At 37.0% G+C, this 15,621-nt stretch carries 14 protein-coding genes; 7 read left to right on the top strand and 7 right to left on the bottom strand.

The window, feature by feature from the left end; genetic code table 11:
* Positions 1–290 precede the first annotated feature (290 nt).
* On the bottom strand, positions 291–1,295 hold the full coding sequence (locus CAL6303_RS05075; protein ID WP_015196766.1) for a hypothetical protein: 1,005 nt from the start codon (positions 1,293–1,295) through the stop codon (positions 291–293).
* Positions 1,296–1,764: 469 nt separating this feature from the next.
* On the opposite strand from CAL6303_RS05075, the gene CAL6303_RS05070 reads away from it, so the two are divergent.
* Together CAL6303_RS05070 and CAL6303_RS05065 are read left to right on the top strand one after the other, a co-directional pair.
* Positions 1,765–3,273 carry a UbiD family decarboxylase gene (locus tag CAL6303_RS05070; protein WP_015196765.1) on the top strand — a complete coding sequence of 503 codons (1,509 nt, stop codon included), beginning with the start codon at positions 1,765–1,767 and terminating at the stop codon, positions 3,271–3,273.
* Positions 3,274–3,469: 196 nt separating this feature from the next.
* A complete protein-coding gene (locus tag CAL6303_RS05065; RefSeq protein WP_015196764.1) occupies positions 3,470–4,357 on the top strand; it encodes a UTP--glucose-1-phosphate uridylyltransferase in 888 nt (295 codons plus the stop codon).
* Between the two features lie 60 nt (positions 4,358–4,417).
* Here the strand turns inward: CAL6303_RS05065 and CAL6303_RS05060 are convergent, their stop codons facing one another.
* Positions 4,418–5,242 carry a SirB1 family protein gene (locus CAL6303_RS05060; RefSeq protein WP_015196763.1) on the bottom strand — a complete coding sequence of 275 codons (825 nt, stop codon included), beginning with the start codon at positions 5,240–5,242 and terminating at the stop codon, positions 4,418–4,420.
* Between the two features lie 227 nt (positions 5,243–5,469).
* Positions 5,470–5,622 (bottom strand): hypothetical protein, encoded by a 153-nt coding sequence (locus tag CAL6303_RS30225; protein WP_015196762.1) that lies wholly within the window; start codon positions 5,620–5,622, stop codon positions 5,470–5,472.
* Between the two features lie 275 nt (positions 5,623–5,897).
* Between CAL6303_RS30225 and atpD the strand changes: the two genes are divergently transcribed.
* On the top strand, positions 5,898–7,346 hold the full coding sequence (gene atpD, locus CAL6303_RS05055) for a F0F1 ATP synthase subunit beta (RefSeq protein WP_015196761.1): 1,449 nt from the start codon (positions 5,898–5,900) through the stop codon (positions 7,344–7,346).
* Between the two features lie 99 nt (positions 7,347–7,445).
* The gene (atpC, locus tag CAL6303_RS05050) at positions 7,446–7,859 is read left to right on the top strand and encodes an ATP synthase F1 subunit epsilon (RefSeq protein WP_015196760.1); all 414 of its coding nucleotides are present in this window, start codon (positions 7,446–7,448) and stop codon (positions 7,857–7,859) included.
* A gap of 38 nt (positions 7,860–7,897) precedes the next feature.
* On the opposite strand, the gene CAL6303_RS05045 is transcribed toward atpC, so the two are convergent.
* The 4 genes from CAL6303_RS05045 to CAL6303_RS05030 form a co-directional block, all read right to left on the bottom strand.
* Positions 7,898–9,409 carry a SpoIIE family protein phosphatase gene (locus tag CAL6303_RS05045; RefSeq protein ID WP_015196759.1) on the bottom strand — a complete coding sequence of 504 codons (1,512 nt, stop codon included), beginning with the start codon at positions 9,407–9,409 and terminating at the stop codon, positions 7,898–7,900.
* 63 nt (positions 9,410–9,472) lie between these two features.
* Positions 9,473–11,488, bottom strand: a complete 2,016-nt coding sequence (locus CAL6303_RS05040; protein ID WP_015196758.1) for a PP2C family protein-serine/threonine phosphatase — start codon at positions 11,486–11,488, stop codon at positions 9,473–9,475.
* Positions 11,489–11,996: 508 nt separating this feature from the next.
* Positions 11,997–12,338 carry a slr1659 superfamily regulator gene (locus CAL6303_RS05035; protein WP_015196757.1) on the bottom strand — a complete coding sequence of 114 codons (342 nt, stop codon included), beginning with the start codon at positions 12,336–12,338 and terminating at the stop codon, positions 11,997–11,999.
* 39 nt (positions 12,339–12,377) lie between these two features.
* Positions 12,378–12,977, bottom strand: coding sequence for a slr1658 superfamily regulator (locus tag CAL6303_RS05030; RefSeq protein ID WP_015196756.1), 600 nt, complete (start codon positions 12,975–12,977; stop codon positions 12,378–12,380).
* A gap of 659 nt (positions 12,978–13,636) precedes the next feature.
* Between CAL6303_RS05030 and petJ the strand changes: the two genes are divergently transcribed.
* The 3 genes from petJ (at position 13,637) to CAL6303_RS05015 (ending at position 15,539) form a co-directional block, all read left to right on the top strand.
* The gene (gene petJ / locus CAL6303_RS05025; protein ID WP_015196755.1) at positions 13,637–13,969 is read left to right on the top strand and encodes a cytochrome c6 PetJ; all 333 of its coding nucleotides are present in this window, start codon (positions 13,637–13,639) and stop codon (positions 13,967–13,969) included.
* Positions 13,970–14,250: 281 nt separating this feature from the next.
* Positions 14,251–15,168 carry a tetratricopeptide repeat protein gene (locus CAL6303_RS05020; protein ID WP_015196754.1) on the top strand — a complete coding sequence of 306 codons (918 nt, stop codon included), beginning with the start codon at positions 14,251–14,253 and terminating at the stop codon, positions 15,166–15,168.
* Between the two features lie 68 nt (positions 15,169–15,236).
* The gene (locus tag CAL6303_RS05015; RefSeq protein WP_203225943.1) at positions 15,237–15,539 is read left to right on the top strand and encodes a hypothetical protein; all 303 of its coding nucleotides are present in this window, start codon (positions 15,237–15,239) and stop codon (positions 15,537–15,539) included.
* Positions 15,540–15,621 lie beyond the last annotated feature (82 nt).

Here is a 15,621-nt window from a genome sequence, read left to right as displayed (position 1 = left end):
ATAGTAAAGCTGAAAAAATAAGTAATTAGTAATGATACCAATTCAAATAATGATTGCAACACATCAAACAATAGAGACGTAGCACTGCTACGTCTCTACAAATATCTATCTGCCGCATTGTTTTTTCAAATTGGTATGAGTATGTTTTGTCACGGAGATTTAGCGCAAACTTAACGGGGGCTGTGCCTCCGTTAAAGTTTGTAAGACAGACCCCGATACAAAACGCATTGCCGTCGTTCATTGCTGGGGAATTAAACCCCGAAACTTTGTTAAAGATTTGCAGTTGATTTTTAACAGTCTGATGTTGATGATTTACCTTGACATACATTACGGATAAATATTGAGGCAATAATTATAAAGCCCAAAGCTCCACCGGGTTCAGGAACTTTACGTTTTTCTTCCTTATTCCATTTCACACTAGCGATCGCGCCACTGCCAGGATAGCGGTACTGTAATTTGACAATATCATCAAAACCCTCTGTACTAAAGCTATATAGGGAGTTATCACCCCGGGCACTACTTTCTTGAGTGATAGTCACCGATTTTTGATTTTGGGGCTGTCCATTTGTAACTACTGCGTTAGTATTTGTATAACTTTTGCCTTCACCTTGTGAATTTGGCTTATAGGTACCGTTGTTTCTTTTCAGATGTGTTTCTTTATGTCCCTTAATTAGGCTCAGGGCATCAACTTTAAACTCATTTCCACTTTTATCCCAAGCAAAAATTTCTAAGAACTTCCCTCTACTATCTTGATCATCATCCATGTCTAACAGGGAAAAACCAGTTAAATTGACTGGAGCATTAAAAAAATCAAAGGTGATCCAGCCACCGTTTGCTTCATCATCTGGATCATCTGCATTTTTAACACCTGTAATTTTACCACTTGCATTAGTTTGCCAGCCATCTTCTTGAATAATTAAGACATTACCCTGTTCTTCAGTTCCCCAAGTAGTTCCAGTTCGCAAATCGTTATCACCACCAGTAAAGCTAGTGGAGTTACTTTTAAACAAGACTAAAGGCTCTGAACTATTAGGTTTATCTTTACTGTTGGCGCTAATTTTAACTCCCCAATCCTGCCATTGATTACCAATTCCTAGTGAATTACCAGCAGTTGAATTCGTAATTTTTTCACCATTGGCTTTTTTCTCAAAATCTAAATTATATTCTTTTTTGACTGTGTAAAATCCTGATGCAGAAGCTGTTGAAGGAGATAGGATACTGACAGTTGCAGCAATTAAACTAGCCTTAAATAATACGGATAAAAACTGATTTTTTTTGCTAGGTAGATATTGCATATTTTAATATTATGTGGGCTTCGCTGATGTTATATTTACTATCGTAATGCCTGTTAAAAATAATCAAAACCTGTATTAATACTATAATTTTCGTGAAGATTCTGTAGATAAAATCTATCTTTCAGGCTTTTAATATAATGTTCGTATGACATAATTTATTTTATAAAAAATAGGTAAAAAATAGGTAAAAAATAATTAAACATCGATAACTTATTATAAATATTTCAATAAATAAAAATATTGAATAACTTGATAAAATCATGAGATTTATAAAATATCAATATTAAGTCCACCTCCATGGACTAAGTGTATATTTATGGCGTTTCGGTATAAGTCCTCTTGAAGACAAAAAGACTGATCAATCGAAAAGTTCAACAAACATCAAACTAATCACTGCTTTTTGTCAATGAATACCCGATAATGAGAACAACGCTTCACAGTTCTTAACTATTGGGGAAATCGGAGAAAAATGGCACGCGATTTACGGGGATTTATCAAAATATTGGAAGAAAGGGGACAATTACGGCGAATTACTGCCCCTGTTGATTCAGAATTAGAGATCGCGGAGATTTCTAACCGGATGCTGGCTAAAGGTGGTCCCGGTTTGATATTTGAGAATGTTAAAGGTGCTGAATTCCCCGTTGCTATCAATTTAATGGGGACGGTGGAACGTATTTGTTGGGCAATGAATATGGAACATCCTTTGGAATTGGAGGAATTAGGAAGAAAGCTGTCGATGTTGCAGCAACCCAAACCACCCAAGAAGATTTCCCAAGCGATTGATTTTGGTAAAGTTTTATTTGACGTTGTGAAGGCAAAACCGGGACGGGATTTTTTCCCTGCTTGTCAACAAGTCGTGTTCCAGGGTGAAGATTTAGATCTAAATAAGATACCAATGATCCGACCCTATCCCGGAGATGCCGGAAAGATCATTACCCTAGGATTAGTGATTACCAAGGATTGTGAGACTGGAACACCAAATGTAGGTGTGTATAGATTACAACAACAGTCCAAAAATACCATGACCGTACATTGGTTGTCGGTGCGGGGTGGTGCGAGACATCTACGCAAAGCAGCCGAAAAAGGGCAGAAATTGGAGATTGCGATCGCACTTGGTGTAGACCCCTTAATTATTATGGCAGCAGCGACACCTATTCCTGTAGATTTATCAGAATGGCTGTTTGCTGGACTCTATGGAGGTTCGGGGGTAAGTTTGGCTAAATGTAAAACAGTAGATTTGGAAGTCCCCGCAGATTCCGAAATCGTCTTAGAAGGAACAATTACACCAGGGGAAATGTTACCTGATGGTCCTTTTGGCGATCACATGGGATATTACGGAGGTGTGGAAGATTCACCCTTAGTCCGTTTCCACTGCATGACACACCGCAAAGACCCAATTTATCTAACCACATTTAGCGGTCGTCCTCCCAAGGAAGAAGCGATGATGGCGATCGCACTAAATCGGATATATACACCAATATTACGCCAACAGGTAAGCGAAATTGTAGATTTTTTCCTCCCCATGGAAGCACTCAGTTACAAAGCAGCAATTATCTCAATTGATAAAGCATACCCTGGACAAGCACGACGGGCAGCTTTAGCATTTTGGAGTGCATTGCCACAATTTACTTATACCAAGTTTGTCATTGTAGTAGACAAAGATATCAATATTCGAGATCCACGTCAGGTAGTATGGGCAATAAGTTCTAAAGTTGATCCTACCCGCGATGTTTTTATTCTCCCCAATACACCCTTTGATACCCTAGATTTTGCCAGCGAGAAACTGGGTTTGGGGGGACGTATGGGTATCGACGCAACCACCAAGATTCCCCCAGAAACTGAACATGAATGGGGTGAACCCTTAGAATCTGACGCAGATGTTGCCGCGATGGTGGAAAGAAAATGGGCTGAATATGGTTTGGATGATTTGAAATTAGGAGAAGTTGACCCCAATTTGTTTGGTTATGATATGAAATAATTATAAAATTACACAAGCATTTTTGGGGAAATCTGTTAATTTGTAGGGTGCGTTAGATGCAAGAATATACCTCACTTTAAACGGGAATTTTAATGCATTGTAACGCACCAATAAATCTATGAATATAGAAAGACATCCAATATATTTCGATGCAACTAGATTTATGTGGTTGAAAACATTATGAACTATGTAAAATATGCCAGCAAATAGAATTAGAAAAGCAGTGATTCCCGCAGCAGGTTTTGGCACAAGGTTATTTCCCAGTACCAAAGTTGTTAAAAAAGAACTTTTTCCCATTATTGATCGAGATGGCAGAGCCAAACCTGTAATTTTATTAATTATTGAAGAAGCAATTAAAGCTGGAATTGAAGAAGTTGCAATTATTGTTCAACCAGATGATAAAAAGATATTCAAAACCTTATTTAAAAGACCACCCAGTGCCGAACTTTTTGAAAAACTATCCCCTGAAAATCAAGTATTTAGTAAGTATTTAGTAGATTTGGGCGACCGAATCACAATTTTAACTCAAGACCGGCAGGAAGGTTACGGACATGCTGTCTACTGTGCCAAAAAATGGGTTGGAGATGAAGCATTTTTATTAATGTTAGGCGACCATATATATACATCTTACGGTGAAAAATCCTGCGCTGCTCAAATTTTGAATATTTTTAATCAAGTTAATCAGAGTGTAATTGGTTTAACTAAAGTTACATCTGAATCATTACATCAGGTTGGTTGTGTCACTGGTATTTGGCAACAGCAAAAAGATGTACTTTCCGTCACCCAAATAGCAGAAAAACCATCCATTGATTACGCACATCAAAATTTAAGGATGGATGGACTTTGTGAAGATGAGTTTTTAAGTATTTTTGGATTATATGCACTAACCCCGACAATTTTTGATTGTTTAGAACAAGATATTCAGAATAACAAGCGGATGAAAGGTGAATTTCAGTTGACTACTTGTTTAGATAGCTTGCGTCAAATAGAATCAATGACGGGTTATTTTGTGAATGGAAAATGTTTTGATATCGGTTTACCTAGTGCTTATTTACAGACTTTAATAGATTTTAAAAATCGATAAATTAGCGATTATCTGAGTATGTAATTAGAGAATTTGATGAAACCGCATTCGCTGTGTTTTCTACTGCCCTTTACCCATTTGCATCAGCAGCCGTTGAATTGCTAGCAAATCATCAGCTTCTGGTGCCTTAATTAAATAGGTTTCCAAATCGTTTATGGCTTGGGAGAACTGACCTAACTGGTAGAATATCAAACCGCGATCGCGTAATTCCAAAGTCGTATCTGGAAACACTAACAAAATTCTCTCCACCGCTGCTAAAGCTTTTTCTAATTCCTGCTGCTTCAAGTAGATATATTTGAGGTTTGATAACATCCGTGCCAAAATCTGACTAGTTGTCACCTTGGGTAAAAACTCTGGCTGTAACTTTACAGGTTGTTGGTATATTTGGCTGAGTTTTTCTTGACAATCTTGGAGAAACAAAATTTCCCCATCATTAAAAGCATCAACAAAAATTTCCATATTGGGAATATCTGGACGAATCAGAAAATGTCCCGGCATTCCTATCCCCACCATCGGAAAATTAATTCGGCGAGCAAGTTCTAAATATACCACCGCCAAACTGATGGGAATTCCCAAACGTCTCTCAATTACGTCATTTAAAAAACTATTACGGGGGTCATAATAGGTCTCTTTATTCCCAGAAAAGCCTAAATCACCGTAAATATATTGATTTATAGTTTGAATTACCCGCATCGGATACCGTTCGACTGGCAAACGTTCTTGTAATTCACCAGCCATCGTATCTAAAATATTCAAATATTCTTCTGGATCAATACTGGGATATTCTTCCTGAGCAATATATAAAGCCGCCCTTGCCAAATCAATGTACTCATCAGGCTGCTGAACTTCCAAATAAAAATATTGCCGCGCTGATGAGGAAATCATAGATAAATTCTAAGTCAATGGTCAAAAATAAATAACACAAAATACTATTGGGCTGCTTCTTCAAGTCCCATTATCCCCGCCTGTTGTCCATTTTCACAATCGAAACGGTTGTTTATTTTCTGTTCATCTTATCCTAAACCTGCTTCAGCGATTAAAATGTTTTTTTCTGATCATTTCAAAGGTAGGGGTTGGTTTGTGCGTAGTCCAGCCTTAGCTATCAGAGTTTTCTAGTGGGGATAGGAAATTTTTAAGGATTCCACCGAAGAGGCAGAGAGGAAACCCTTCCCATCTGCGCGGAGCAAAGAATGGGTAGGAATTCCCCAAATATTCCCGAAATACCAGCCAACAAGCTTGTATTCAAGATCAAAGTGAAATGGCATGGCGTTGCTCCTGGCACAAATAGTAACAGGGGCAATTTTCTTATCATAGCGATAGTATCTATATATACAAATTAATATTGACAAAAAGTTAAACCGACGGCAGTTTTTTCCCCTTCTACACTGGCGTAGCTGCCGATTTTAGGCTATTCTGCATAAGAATCAATTTATGAGTAAGACTGTCGTCGTTCAGTGCTACTCTGGAAGATGAATATAGCTTGAAATTCAAGCGTCAAACGACTCTATCTGAAATTTAGCTTCAATCAATAGGACCCAGCATGGTCACCACCGCAGAAAAAACAAACATTGGTTACATTACTCAAGTTATCGGTCCAGTTGTAGACGTTAAGTTCCCCGGCGGCAAAATGCCCCCTATCTACAACGCTTTAACCATCAGAGGCACTAACACAGCCGGACAGGAAGTCTCTGTAACTTGCGAAGTACAGCAGTTACTAGGAGACAACCAAGTACGAGCTGTTTCTATGAGCTCGACTGAAGGTTTGGTACGTGGAATGGAAACCTATGATAACGGTTCCCCCATCAGCGTACCAGTTGGTAAAGCCACGCTGGGTCGGATTTTCAACGTTCTTGGCGAACCTGTTGACAATCGTGGACCTGTCAACAACACCGAAACCCTACCAATTCACCGCGATCCTCCCAAATTTACCGATTTGGAAACTAGCCCTTCGGTGTTTGAAACTGGGATTAAGGTTGTTGACTTGTTAACTCCCTACCGTCGTGGTGGCAAAATTGGTCTATTTGGCGGTGCTGGTGTTGGCAAAACCGTTATTATGATGGAATTGATCAACAACATTGCTACCCAACACGGTGGTGTGTCAGTGTTTGCGGGTGTGGGCGAACGCACTCGTGAAGGAAATGACCTTTACAATGAAATGATGGAATCTGGGGTAATCAACAAAGATAACCTGAATGAATCCAAAATCGCCCTAGTCTATGGTCAAATGAATGAGCCACCCGGAGCAAGAATGCGGGTTGGTTTGTCTGGTTTGACAATGGCTGAGTACTTCCGCGATGTCAACAAGCAAGACGTTTTGTTGTTCGTCGATAACATTTTCCGCTTCGTTCAAGCTGGTTCTGAAGTTTCAGCGCTATTGGGTAGAATGCCTTCAGCGGTGGGATATCAACCAACATTGGGTACCGACGTGGGTGCGCTGCAAGAACGGATTACCTCCACAAATGAAGGTTCTATCACTTCGATTCAAGCTGTATATGTACCTGCGGATGACTTAACTGACCCCGCACCTGCTACTACCTTTGCTCACTTGGATGGTACAACAGTATTATCTCGTGGTTTGGCTTCTAAAGGTATTTATCCAGCGGTGGATCCATTAGGTTCCACCTCCACAATGTTGCAACCTGAAATTGTTGGTGGCGATCACTACGATACAGCACGGGCAGTTCAATCAACTTTGCAACGTTATAAAGAGTTACAAGATATCATTGCGATTCTTGGTTTGGATGAGTTATCTGAAGATGACCGCTTAATCGTAGCGCGTGCTCGTAAGGTTGAGCGCTTCTTATCACAGCCTTTCTTTGTGGCTGAAGTATTTACAGGTTCCCCTGGAAAATATGTGAAGTTGGAAGATACAATCAAGGGCTTTAAGATGATTTTGTCTGGTGAATTGGATGATTTACCAGAACAAGCCTTCTATTTGGTGGGTGACATCAACGAAGCGATCGCTAAAGGCGAAAAAATGAAAGGCTAAATCATTTAGCCCAGCGGTCAACAAGTCGAGAATTGGTAGTTGAGCTATTGATTCTTGACTATTGACCATAAATATGATATGTAACTCACTAATTAAGGTATGACATTAACCGTTCGTGTAATTGCCCCAGACAAAACAGTCTGGGATGCTATGGCTGAAGAAGTCATTTTGCCCAGCACCACAGGACAGTTGGGTGTTCTCACCGGACACGCGCCGATGTTAAGTGCCCTTGATACGGGTGTGATGCGTGTACGTGCCGATAAGGGTCAAAGCTGGACTGCGATCGCTCTCATGGGTGGCTTTGCTGAAGTCGAAGAAAACGAAGTCACAATTTTGGTTAACGGAGCCGAACGAGGTGACAACATTAACCTAGATGAAGCTCGTTCAGCCTACAGTGAAGCTCAAAGCCGTCTAGATAAAGTTGCAACTGACGACAAACAAGCACAAATTCAAGCTACTCAAGCTCTAAAACGCGCTCGCGCTCGTTTTCAAGCGGCTGGTGGTCAAGTATAAACACTTGAATGGTAGGTATAAAAACCTACCATCTTGCTTTAATTGCTAGACTCACCTTCGTGCTTACGCTTCAATATCAATAAAGTAATATCATCTAAGGGTACTTGCTTGCCGATAAATTCACGAAAGTCGTGAATTACAGCTTGCTTTATTTCTTCAGGTGATTGTTGCCAATTTTCTTTAATAATTTGCATCAAACGCTTCAACCCGTAATTTACCTTCTTACTATTTTCAGCTTCAGTTAATCCATCGGTATACAACACCACAGCATCACCAGGATAGAGATGGACATCCGCGTAAGCGATAAATTTAGTAATATCTTCTTCTAAACCAATAGTAAATCCTAAATCAGCCGTGTCAACTCGTTGAATTAGACCACCACGACGCACAACTAACATTTCTTCATGCTGTCCGGAAATACGAATTTTCCCATTTTGATAATCCAGCAAACATAAAGACATGTTTTTATCAGTATTCATCCGTTGGGCACTATGATAAATTGTCTGATTGAGAACACTTAGAAATTTTTTCGGATCGGTTTCATTACTAGTTAACAGGGTACGCATAGCGGTTTGTACCATCAACATCAACATTCCGCTTTCCAAACCGCTTCCTGTGACATCTCCAATCCCAATTTTCACACGACCTTCGTGGGAAATAACATCATAATAATCACCACCCATATCGCTAGCTGGTTGCATGAATCCAGCAATATCTAAATCAGGTATTTTATCCAAATCTTCCTGTTTTGGTAAAATCATTTTTTGGACTTCTCGTGTCCAATCTAATTCAGCTTTGATGCGAATATTCTCAGCTTCTAGACGTTTGCTTAAATCATAAATCTCAGCATTTGCTTTTTCGATTGCTGCATCACCATCTCGTAGTTTACGTAAGCTATGGGAAAGTAGTACAAAAAAGTTAATCAGTGCTAGGAATAAACCAGCCGTTTGCACGATTTGCAAAATACTAGCCTTGTTATCAGCATTTCTTTGTTCTTCCGTGGTTAGCTGATTCATCAAGTCTAGCAGCTTTAAGTTGTTCTGAGAAGCATACGCGATCGCATCTTGTAACAAAGCTTCTGGAAGTGCGTCTTTAGAGTTCGTAATTAAAAGCAACTTTTGTTTGTAGGGTTCCCAAATTACTTTAGCATCTTGGATAATCTGCTTACCTTTTGCTCCCGCAGCAGGATCTAAAAACACTGGTTTTCCGTCTCCACCAGTAACCATTTTGCCGACTTCAAACCCTGATAGAGTCTCATCAAATAATTTAGTACTTAAAGCTAATTCTTCTTTATAATTACTCCAACCTTTTTCTGTTGATTGAAATAACTTCACTTGCAGTAAAGATTTAGTCATACGCTGTGAAAGCATTCGCTGTCTTCCAGCTAAATTTATCTTTACAGCATCACGTTTCAAACTTGAAGAAACTATCACATTAGGTAGCAGTACACCCAAGTCGAAAGATAAGAAAAGAGCAGCAGATATCAAAATAGTTCGATATTTTGAATTATTTTTTAACGTATTCAGCTTATCTTTTTTATTGAATTTCATATGTATTTATAACTCTTTGATTTTTCAAGTATTGCAAATATAAATCATCTAAAAAAAGGTCAACTAATTAAAAACTTTTTCAGCATTTTGCTTAAGTATAACTAACGTAATATCATCTAGAAGATATTGCTGACCAATATATTTCCACAAGTCATCAATTATCGCTTGCTTAATTTCCTCAGCGTCCTTTTCCCAGTTATGTTTTACAACTTGAGTTAAGCGTTTTAATCCATAAAGCTCACCATTTGCATCTTCTGCTTCAGTGATTCCATCTGTATAGAGAACTATGACATCACCAGGCAATAATTGCACATCAGCATAAGCAACAAAATCAAAAATATTTTCTTCTAAACCAATCGGAAAACCTAAATCACCTGTATCTATTCTCTGTACCATCCCACCTCTACGGACTATCAAAACTTCTTCATGCTGTCCAGAAATCCGAACTTTCCCATCATGATAATCTAACAGGCATAAAGTCATATTTTTATCAGAATCCATCCGCTGGACATTTTGATAAATGGTTCTATTGAGAATATCTAAAAACTTTTGTGGGTCACTTTCTCTTGATTCTAATAAGGTGCGAACAGCAGTTTGTACCATCAGCATTAACATCCCGCTTTCTAAACCATGTCCAGTAACATCCCCAATCCCAATTTTGACATGTCCATCTTGCTGAAGTACATCATAATAATCACCACCAATATCACTAGCAGGTTGCATAAAACTGGCAATGTCTAAATCAGTTATCTGTCCAATCTCTTGTGGCTTAGGTAAAACTCTTTGCTGTACCTCCCGCGTGAAATCTAATTCCGCTTTCATCCTCAAATTTTCATTATTTATATGATTATTAAGTTGTTGAAATTCTTGATTAGATTTTACAAGTGCGATGGCTATGCTATTAAAAGACTGAACAACTTGTCCCAACTCGTCACGATTATCTAAAGTAATATCAAAAGAAGTATCATCTACTACATTTCCTTTTTTAAAATTATCATTAATCATCCGTTTAGAAGCTATGTCTAGGCTATAAACCGTTTGTTTTACACCTAGATAAAAACCGATAAAAAGATAAGTAATTAAAATAAGAATAAGTGATGTAAAAATTGACAACAATATTTGCTTTCCTGCAAAAGTATCGATCCGCTTTTGAAGAAGTATATCTAATTCAGTTAAACTTTTATCCCATGATACGTAGGTTTTTTTGAGACTTCGTTCAGATGCTGTTATAAAACCCTCATAAATAATAGGATTAAAATTATTATTGAAAGGTACTGTTGTTTGTGTAAGTAAATCAATAGTATTATTTAGTAGTTCAATATTTGCTTCTAACTTAGGACGCAGATTTCCTGTAGGGTTATCATTAAATGAATTCTCTACATTTTTTCTCAACTCCTGATTATATTGTTTTAATATAGCCAATAGTTCAATAAGCTTAACCCTATCATTTATAGAATCTTGTTGACGCAAAATAATTGATTGGGAATGTAACTTAATTTCTCCTAAAGTTCTTTGGATATTTGGTAACTTTAACAAAGTTGCATCCATCATATAGTATGTGTCAATATCTGGATCTAAAATCAAATTAGACTCATCCCCTACATGTACTCTTAATGCATCTAATTGTTGAATTAGGGAACTATATTCAGCATTGATTAATTCGGGTTTAACTGTATCCTGGCGCTGTTTGATTTTTTGCCAACTATCTTTAATTATGTTAAATTTTTCGGTAGTGTTTAAACTGGAAGAAAATTCTTTATCCGCAGTTTCTAATAATTTAAATGCTTGATCAATATCTTTTTTTATCCTCTGAATTTCTTGGTTATTTTCGTTAGTGACAGGGTTATTATTAAGGAACTGTAATTTCGGGATATCTTTCCATAATTTACTCCAAGGACGTAAATAGGCATTACCAAGCATTTCCTTTTCAGTGAAATCATTCTTATTTTGAATTTCTGACCATAAAAGAAAAAATGTCAAGCCTAATGGCAAAATAAAAATTGAGCTAATGAGGATAAATTTTTGAGAATATTTAAAGCGATTCATTAGGTTAATCGCTGGAACAAATATCGATTTCATAGTGTTAATTATGCGAAGATAATGTGAAATTTGAAAAGGAACTTATTTGTTGCTTAGAGGATGTTTAAAAAGTCCTCTTGTTGGTATTAAAACCTTCTCTACTTCCTCCCTGCTAAAAAAGGGATCTCCAAGTGTCCAAAATCACTGCTAAACACTTTTCAAGCATCCTTTTAAAATGAGTAATATATTTACCTAAAAAAGATGAATTATTGTAAAGTTAATTACTTAACAGGAATATCAATCTGAGATCTAAACCCAGTTGTCTATAAAACTGGGTTTTATTATCTAATAAAAATTCAAAATTGCTTATTTTATTGCGAATGTAGCAGTGGATTTATTTTATCTAAGCATCATTATTTTTAACATGAATCAGAAGCTTAGTTTTATCATCAACTTGCTATAAATTCACCAAAAAGCCAGTTATTGTAAATCAGATGCACAGAAATACTGAATTTAGATAACTATAATTCAGATATACTGTGTGTTGTTTGATTAAAAGCCGTTTTAACTAAATTAATTTGAGAGTTAAATTGGGCATCAAGCGTTGTAAATTTTTTAAAGATTTACCTTGCCAGGGTATAGTATTAGACCCCAGTATCATCATATGAATAGCTTTTTTACGCATTCCGATCACAAATTTTGAAAGCATTGTGATTCCAGAACTATTGAGAAAATCTAAATGACGTAAATTCAAAGTTATTCTTGGTGGATCACTCTCCGCGACTTCCTCTAATAAACTGAGAATTGGAGAGTAATCTTCTGTCCCGTTTAGTCTAAGTGTGCCGCTAAAATTAATTGTAGCTGCACTTACATCATACCAAACTTGATAATTTTCGCCTTTAACTTCCATTGTTCAAATATTTTGCTATTGTGGACATATGATAATATTCTAAATAGTCAACTGTACCATTGTGGTGACAGCAACTATCTCTGGTTTTTCTTGGATCAATTGAAATTTCCAGCCTAACATTGCTGAATAATCATTGACCATGCTCAATAAACCCAAACCTGAACTATTTCCAGTCTCATCATTAGCACTTTTCTCCATTTGCTTAAAATACATTTCATTTGGGTCTGAACTAGTTAGTTCTTCAATAAAGTCAACAAAGGTTTGAATAGATTCGGAACTAATACTATTACTGACAAAAAAACGAATTTGATCAGCATCTAATTGCAGTTGAATTGTAACTGGATACTTGACTCGGTAGTTACAATACTTCATCGAATTTTCTAACAATTCGTTAGCAATATAACTAGCTGCTCCTTTTAATTCATTTTGGCGTTGAATTGACTCAGGATTATCGTCATCTTTAGGAACAAATGTTCCTAAATAATCAGCCATAAAATCAGCCGACAATCCATTATTCCGCCAGCGTTCTTTGATGGGAATTGAAGAAGGTGAAAATTTGAGAGTTAGTTGATCTTGGCTTAATGGTTTATCGACAAAATAGCCAAATATTTTATTAGAAATCGAGGTGACATAAGTCATAATCAGAAAATATGGTAATGGGTTTTAATGTTTATTGTGTTATTTACACATTGTCTATGAATTGGGTATCTATCTAACTTGTTCGCAAGCAAATTAACTGTTCTGATTTATTTTTTAACTTCAAGTTGTTTATACTAGATATCTAGGTTAACAACAAAGCTCACATTACAAATGAATGATCAAATAGATTAGTTAATTAATTATTAGCGAAACCTATCTGTATATGTTGCATATAAATAATCTATTCGACTTCAGTATTTGTACCAAAAAAATAATTAACATTACTAAAAGTCTAAGTATGGGTCTAAATGCTTAAACAAACCGAATGGATGGCTTTATTGGTGTCATGCAAATCTTGCTTGATCAACATTGATCAATCGGTTATGTCTTTGAAAGATCTATTTTTTGATAGTATCAGTATTAATACTGAAGTATTTTTGAGTTAAAGATACTCTAAAAAACCTAATAAATCCACTGATTTCAATACTATTCTTTAAGCTTAAAGACAATATGCAAGTTACAAAAGTTAATTAAATGATGCATAAATAAACCATTTACGCGAAGTATGACAGCCTGTCGTTTGACTATCACTCCTATGAACATGAGAATGTAAAAGGAATATTGCACTTAATAATTTTTTGTTACAGAGGGAACACGTAATGAAAAGAATTGTATCTGTATTGCTGTTGGGCATTACCATCTTCACATTTGCCTTTAACCGTCCTGCGTTAGCTGATGCTACCCTTGGCGCAAAGGTTTTCAGCGCCAACTGTGCTCAATGTCATGCAGGTGGTAAGAACTTGGTTAACGCTGCTAAGACTTTGAAGAAAGAAGATTTGGAAAAGTACTCTATGTACTCTGCTGAAGCTATTATCACCCAAGTTACTAAAGGCAAAGGCGCAATGCCTGCTTTTGGCGGACGTTTGAATGCTACTCAAATTGAAGATGTAGCATCTTATGTATTAGAACAGGCTGATAAAGGTTGGAGCTAGAAATAGTTCATAATTTAGTTAAGGTTCGCTAAGGGCATCTGCTCATGGGTAACTTTATGTAAAGCTTAAGTTTTTAAGCTGGTAGAGACGCGATCGCGTCTCTACAATTTTGTATGTAAACCTCGTCTAGATTGGAAACTTAGTTTTCCGTAAAGACTTGATTAGGCGTAGCCAGCCCCACAGGCTTATGCTACCTTACATCGCTGTTTGAGGTATTTGAATTGCTAAAAAAACTCTGAATTTCATCATGGACGAGGTTTAAGTAGTTCTTAGAGATTTATATGCAGCGATTAATTAGGCAGATGACGACGATTGCGCTTGCCTTTGCGATGGGGCTACTGTTATGTAGTCAAAACACCTTTGCGCTTTCTTATCCTCAAACTTCGGCAACTGAGATTTTCCAGTCTGGAATAAAAAAGTTAGAATTTGGCAACTATTTAGATGCAATCAGCGATTTTACTCAAGCTATAAACTTAAAAGATGATTTTGCAATTGCCTATAGCAATCGCTGTCTTGCCTACCTACAACTTCAAGATTACGGCAATGCGATCGCTGATTGCAATCAAGCCATAGATTTAGCACCACATAACTTGGAAGCATATCTAAATCGTGGGATTGCTTATTATCGCCAAGGAGATTATACCACAGCTATCGAGAGCAACAATCAAGCAATTGCTCTTAAACCAGGAAACTTTCGGGCATATTACAACCGAGGAATTGCTACCGCTGCTATGGGAGAATATGATCATGCGATCGCGGACTTCAATCTGGCTTTATCTTTGGTTACTGATGTTCACAGTTATTCCCTAGCCGAAATTTATAATGATTTAGGTTCAGCACAGTTACACCTGACAAACTTTGATGCTGCTAAACATAATTTTTCTCTGGCAATTCGCTTCAACCCAGATGATTTTCGTGCTTATTTTAACCGGGGTTGCGCTTGTGGTAGAAATCATGATTATCCAAACGCAGTCAGAGATTTTAGCCACACAATCAAACTTAATCCAGCTAATGCTCAAGCCTATTTAAATCGCGGGATTGCCCAACATAATTTAGGTTATGAAGAAGCTGCACTTTCTGACCTAAAGATAGCGGCAATTTATTTTGAAAAACAAAACAAAAATTTAGCTTATGAACGGATACTGAATTTAATTAAAGTTGTTCAAAAGCAAATATCACTAGAGTCTGTTATTGGTTAATAAAGCGCTACTCAAAAGAATATATTTTAATTGGGATACTTCGGGGTATTCCTAGTCCCATTGGTAAAATGATTAGAAGTTATTTTTATAAGTTAATTTTTCGGAAAGTAGGGAAATCTGTTAATATTGAACCAAACGTCCGTTTCATCGGTACAGATACAATAGAAATTGGTGATTACGTTCGCATCTACAACGGTAGTTATGTTAGTAATAAAGGAAATAGAATTTATTTTGAAAATAATGTTTCCATTGACCATGGTGTAGATATTAGAGCCTACGATCAAGAAGGTGATCACATAATTATTGGAGAGAATACTTATGTGGCTCCTTATGTTTGCATGGCTAGACCTGGTTTGATAAAAATTGGATAAAAGTGAGCAATCTTTGATTTGAGAAGCGATCGCATTCTCTACATATCCCTGGTGTTGACTGTCCTAAGTCTAATCCGACACC

The organism is Calothrix sp. PCC 6303, assembly GCF_000317435.1.
GTDB lineage: Bacteria > Cyanobacteriota > Cyanobacteriia > Cyanobacteriales > Nostocaceae > PCC-6303.
Note: the sequence above shows the minus strand (reverse complement) of the source record. Positions and strands in the feature narration are given on the sequence as shown.

Bases quoted from the DNA above. Each gene is read 5' to 3' on its own strand.
- CAL6303_RS05040 (WP_015196758.1), bottom strand. From the start codon at position 11,488: ATGAAATCGATATTTGTTCCAGCGATTAACCTAATGAATCGCTTTAAA.
- CAL6303_RS05030 (WP_015196756.1), bottom strand. From the start codon at position 12,977: ATGACTTATGTCACCTCGATTTCTAATAAAATATTTGGCTATTTTGTC.
- atpD (WP_015196761.1), top strand. From the start codon at position 5,898: ATGGTCACCACCGCAGAAAAAACAAACATTGGTTACATTACTCAAGTT.
- CAL6303_RS05060 (WP_015196763.1), bottom strand. From the start codon at position 5,242: ATGATTTCCTCATCAGCGCGGCAATATTTTTATTTGGAAGTTCAGCAG.
- CAL6303_RS05020 (WP_015196754.1), top strand. From the start codon at position 14,251: ATGCAGCGATTAATTAGGCAGATGACGACGATTGCGCTTGCCTTTGCG.
- CAL6303_RS05075 (WP_015196766.1), bottom strand. From the start codon at position 1,295: ATGCAATATCTACCTAGCAAAAAAAATCAGTTTTTATCCGTATTATTT.
- CAL6303_RS30225 (WP_015196762.1), bottom strand. From the start codon at position 5,622: ATGCCATTTCACTTTGATCTTGAATACAAGCTTGTTGGCTGGTATTTC.
- CAL6303_RS05045 (WP_015196759.1), bottom strand. From the start codon at position 9,409: ATGAAATTCAATAAAAAAGATAAGCTGAATACGTTAAAAAATAATTCA.
- CAL6303_RS05015 (WP_203225943.1), top strand. From the start codon at position 15,237: ATGATTAGAAGTTATTTTTATAAGTTAATTTTTCGGAAAGTAGGGAAA.
- CAL6303_RS05070 (WP_015196765.1), top strand. From the start codon at position 1,765: ATGGCACGCGATTTACGGGGATTTATCAAAATATTGGAAGAAAGGGGA.
- petJ (WP_015196755.1), top strand. From the start codon at position 13,637: ATGAAAAGAATTGTATCTGTATTGCTGTTGGGCATTACCATCTTCACA.
- CAL6303_RS05065 (WP_015196764.1), top strand. From the start codon at position 3,470: ATGCCAGCAAATAGAATTAGAAAAGCAGTGATTCCCGCAGCAGGTTTT.
- atpC (WP_015196760.1), top strand. From the start codon at position 7,446: ATGACATTAACCGTTCGTGTAATTGCCCCAGACAAAACAGTCTGGGAT.
- CAL6303_RS05035 (WP_015196757.1), bottom strand. From the start codon at position 12,338: ATGGAAGTTAAAGGCGAAAATTATCAAGTTTGGTATGATGTAAGTGCA.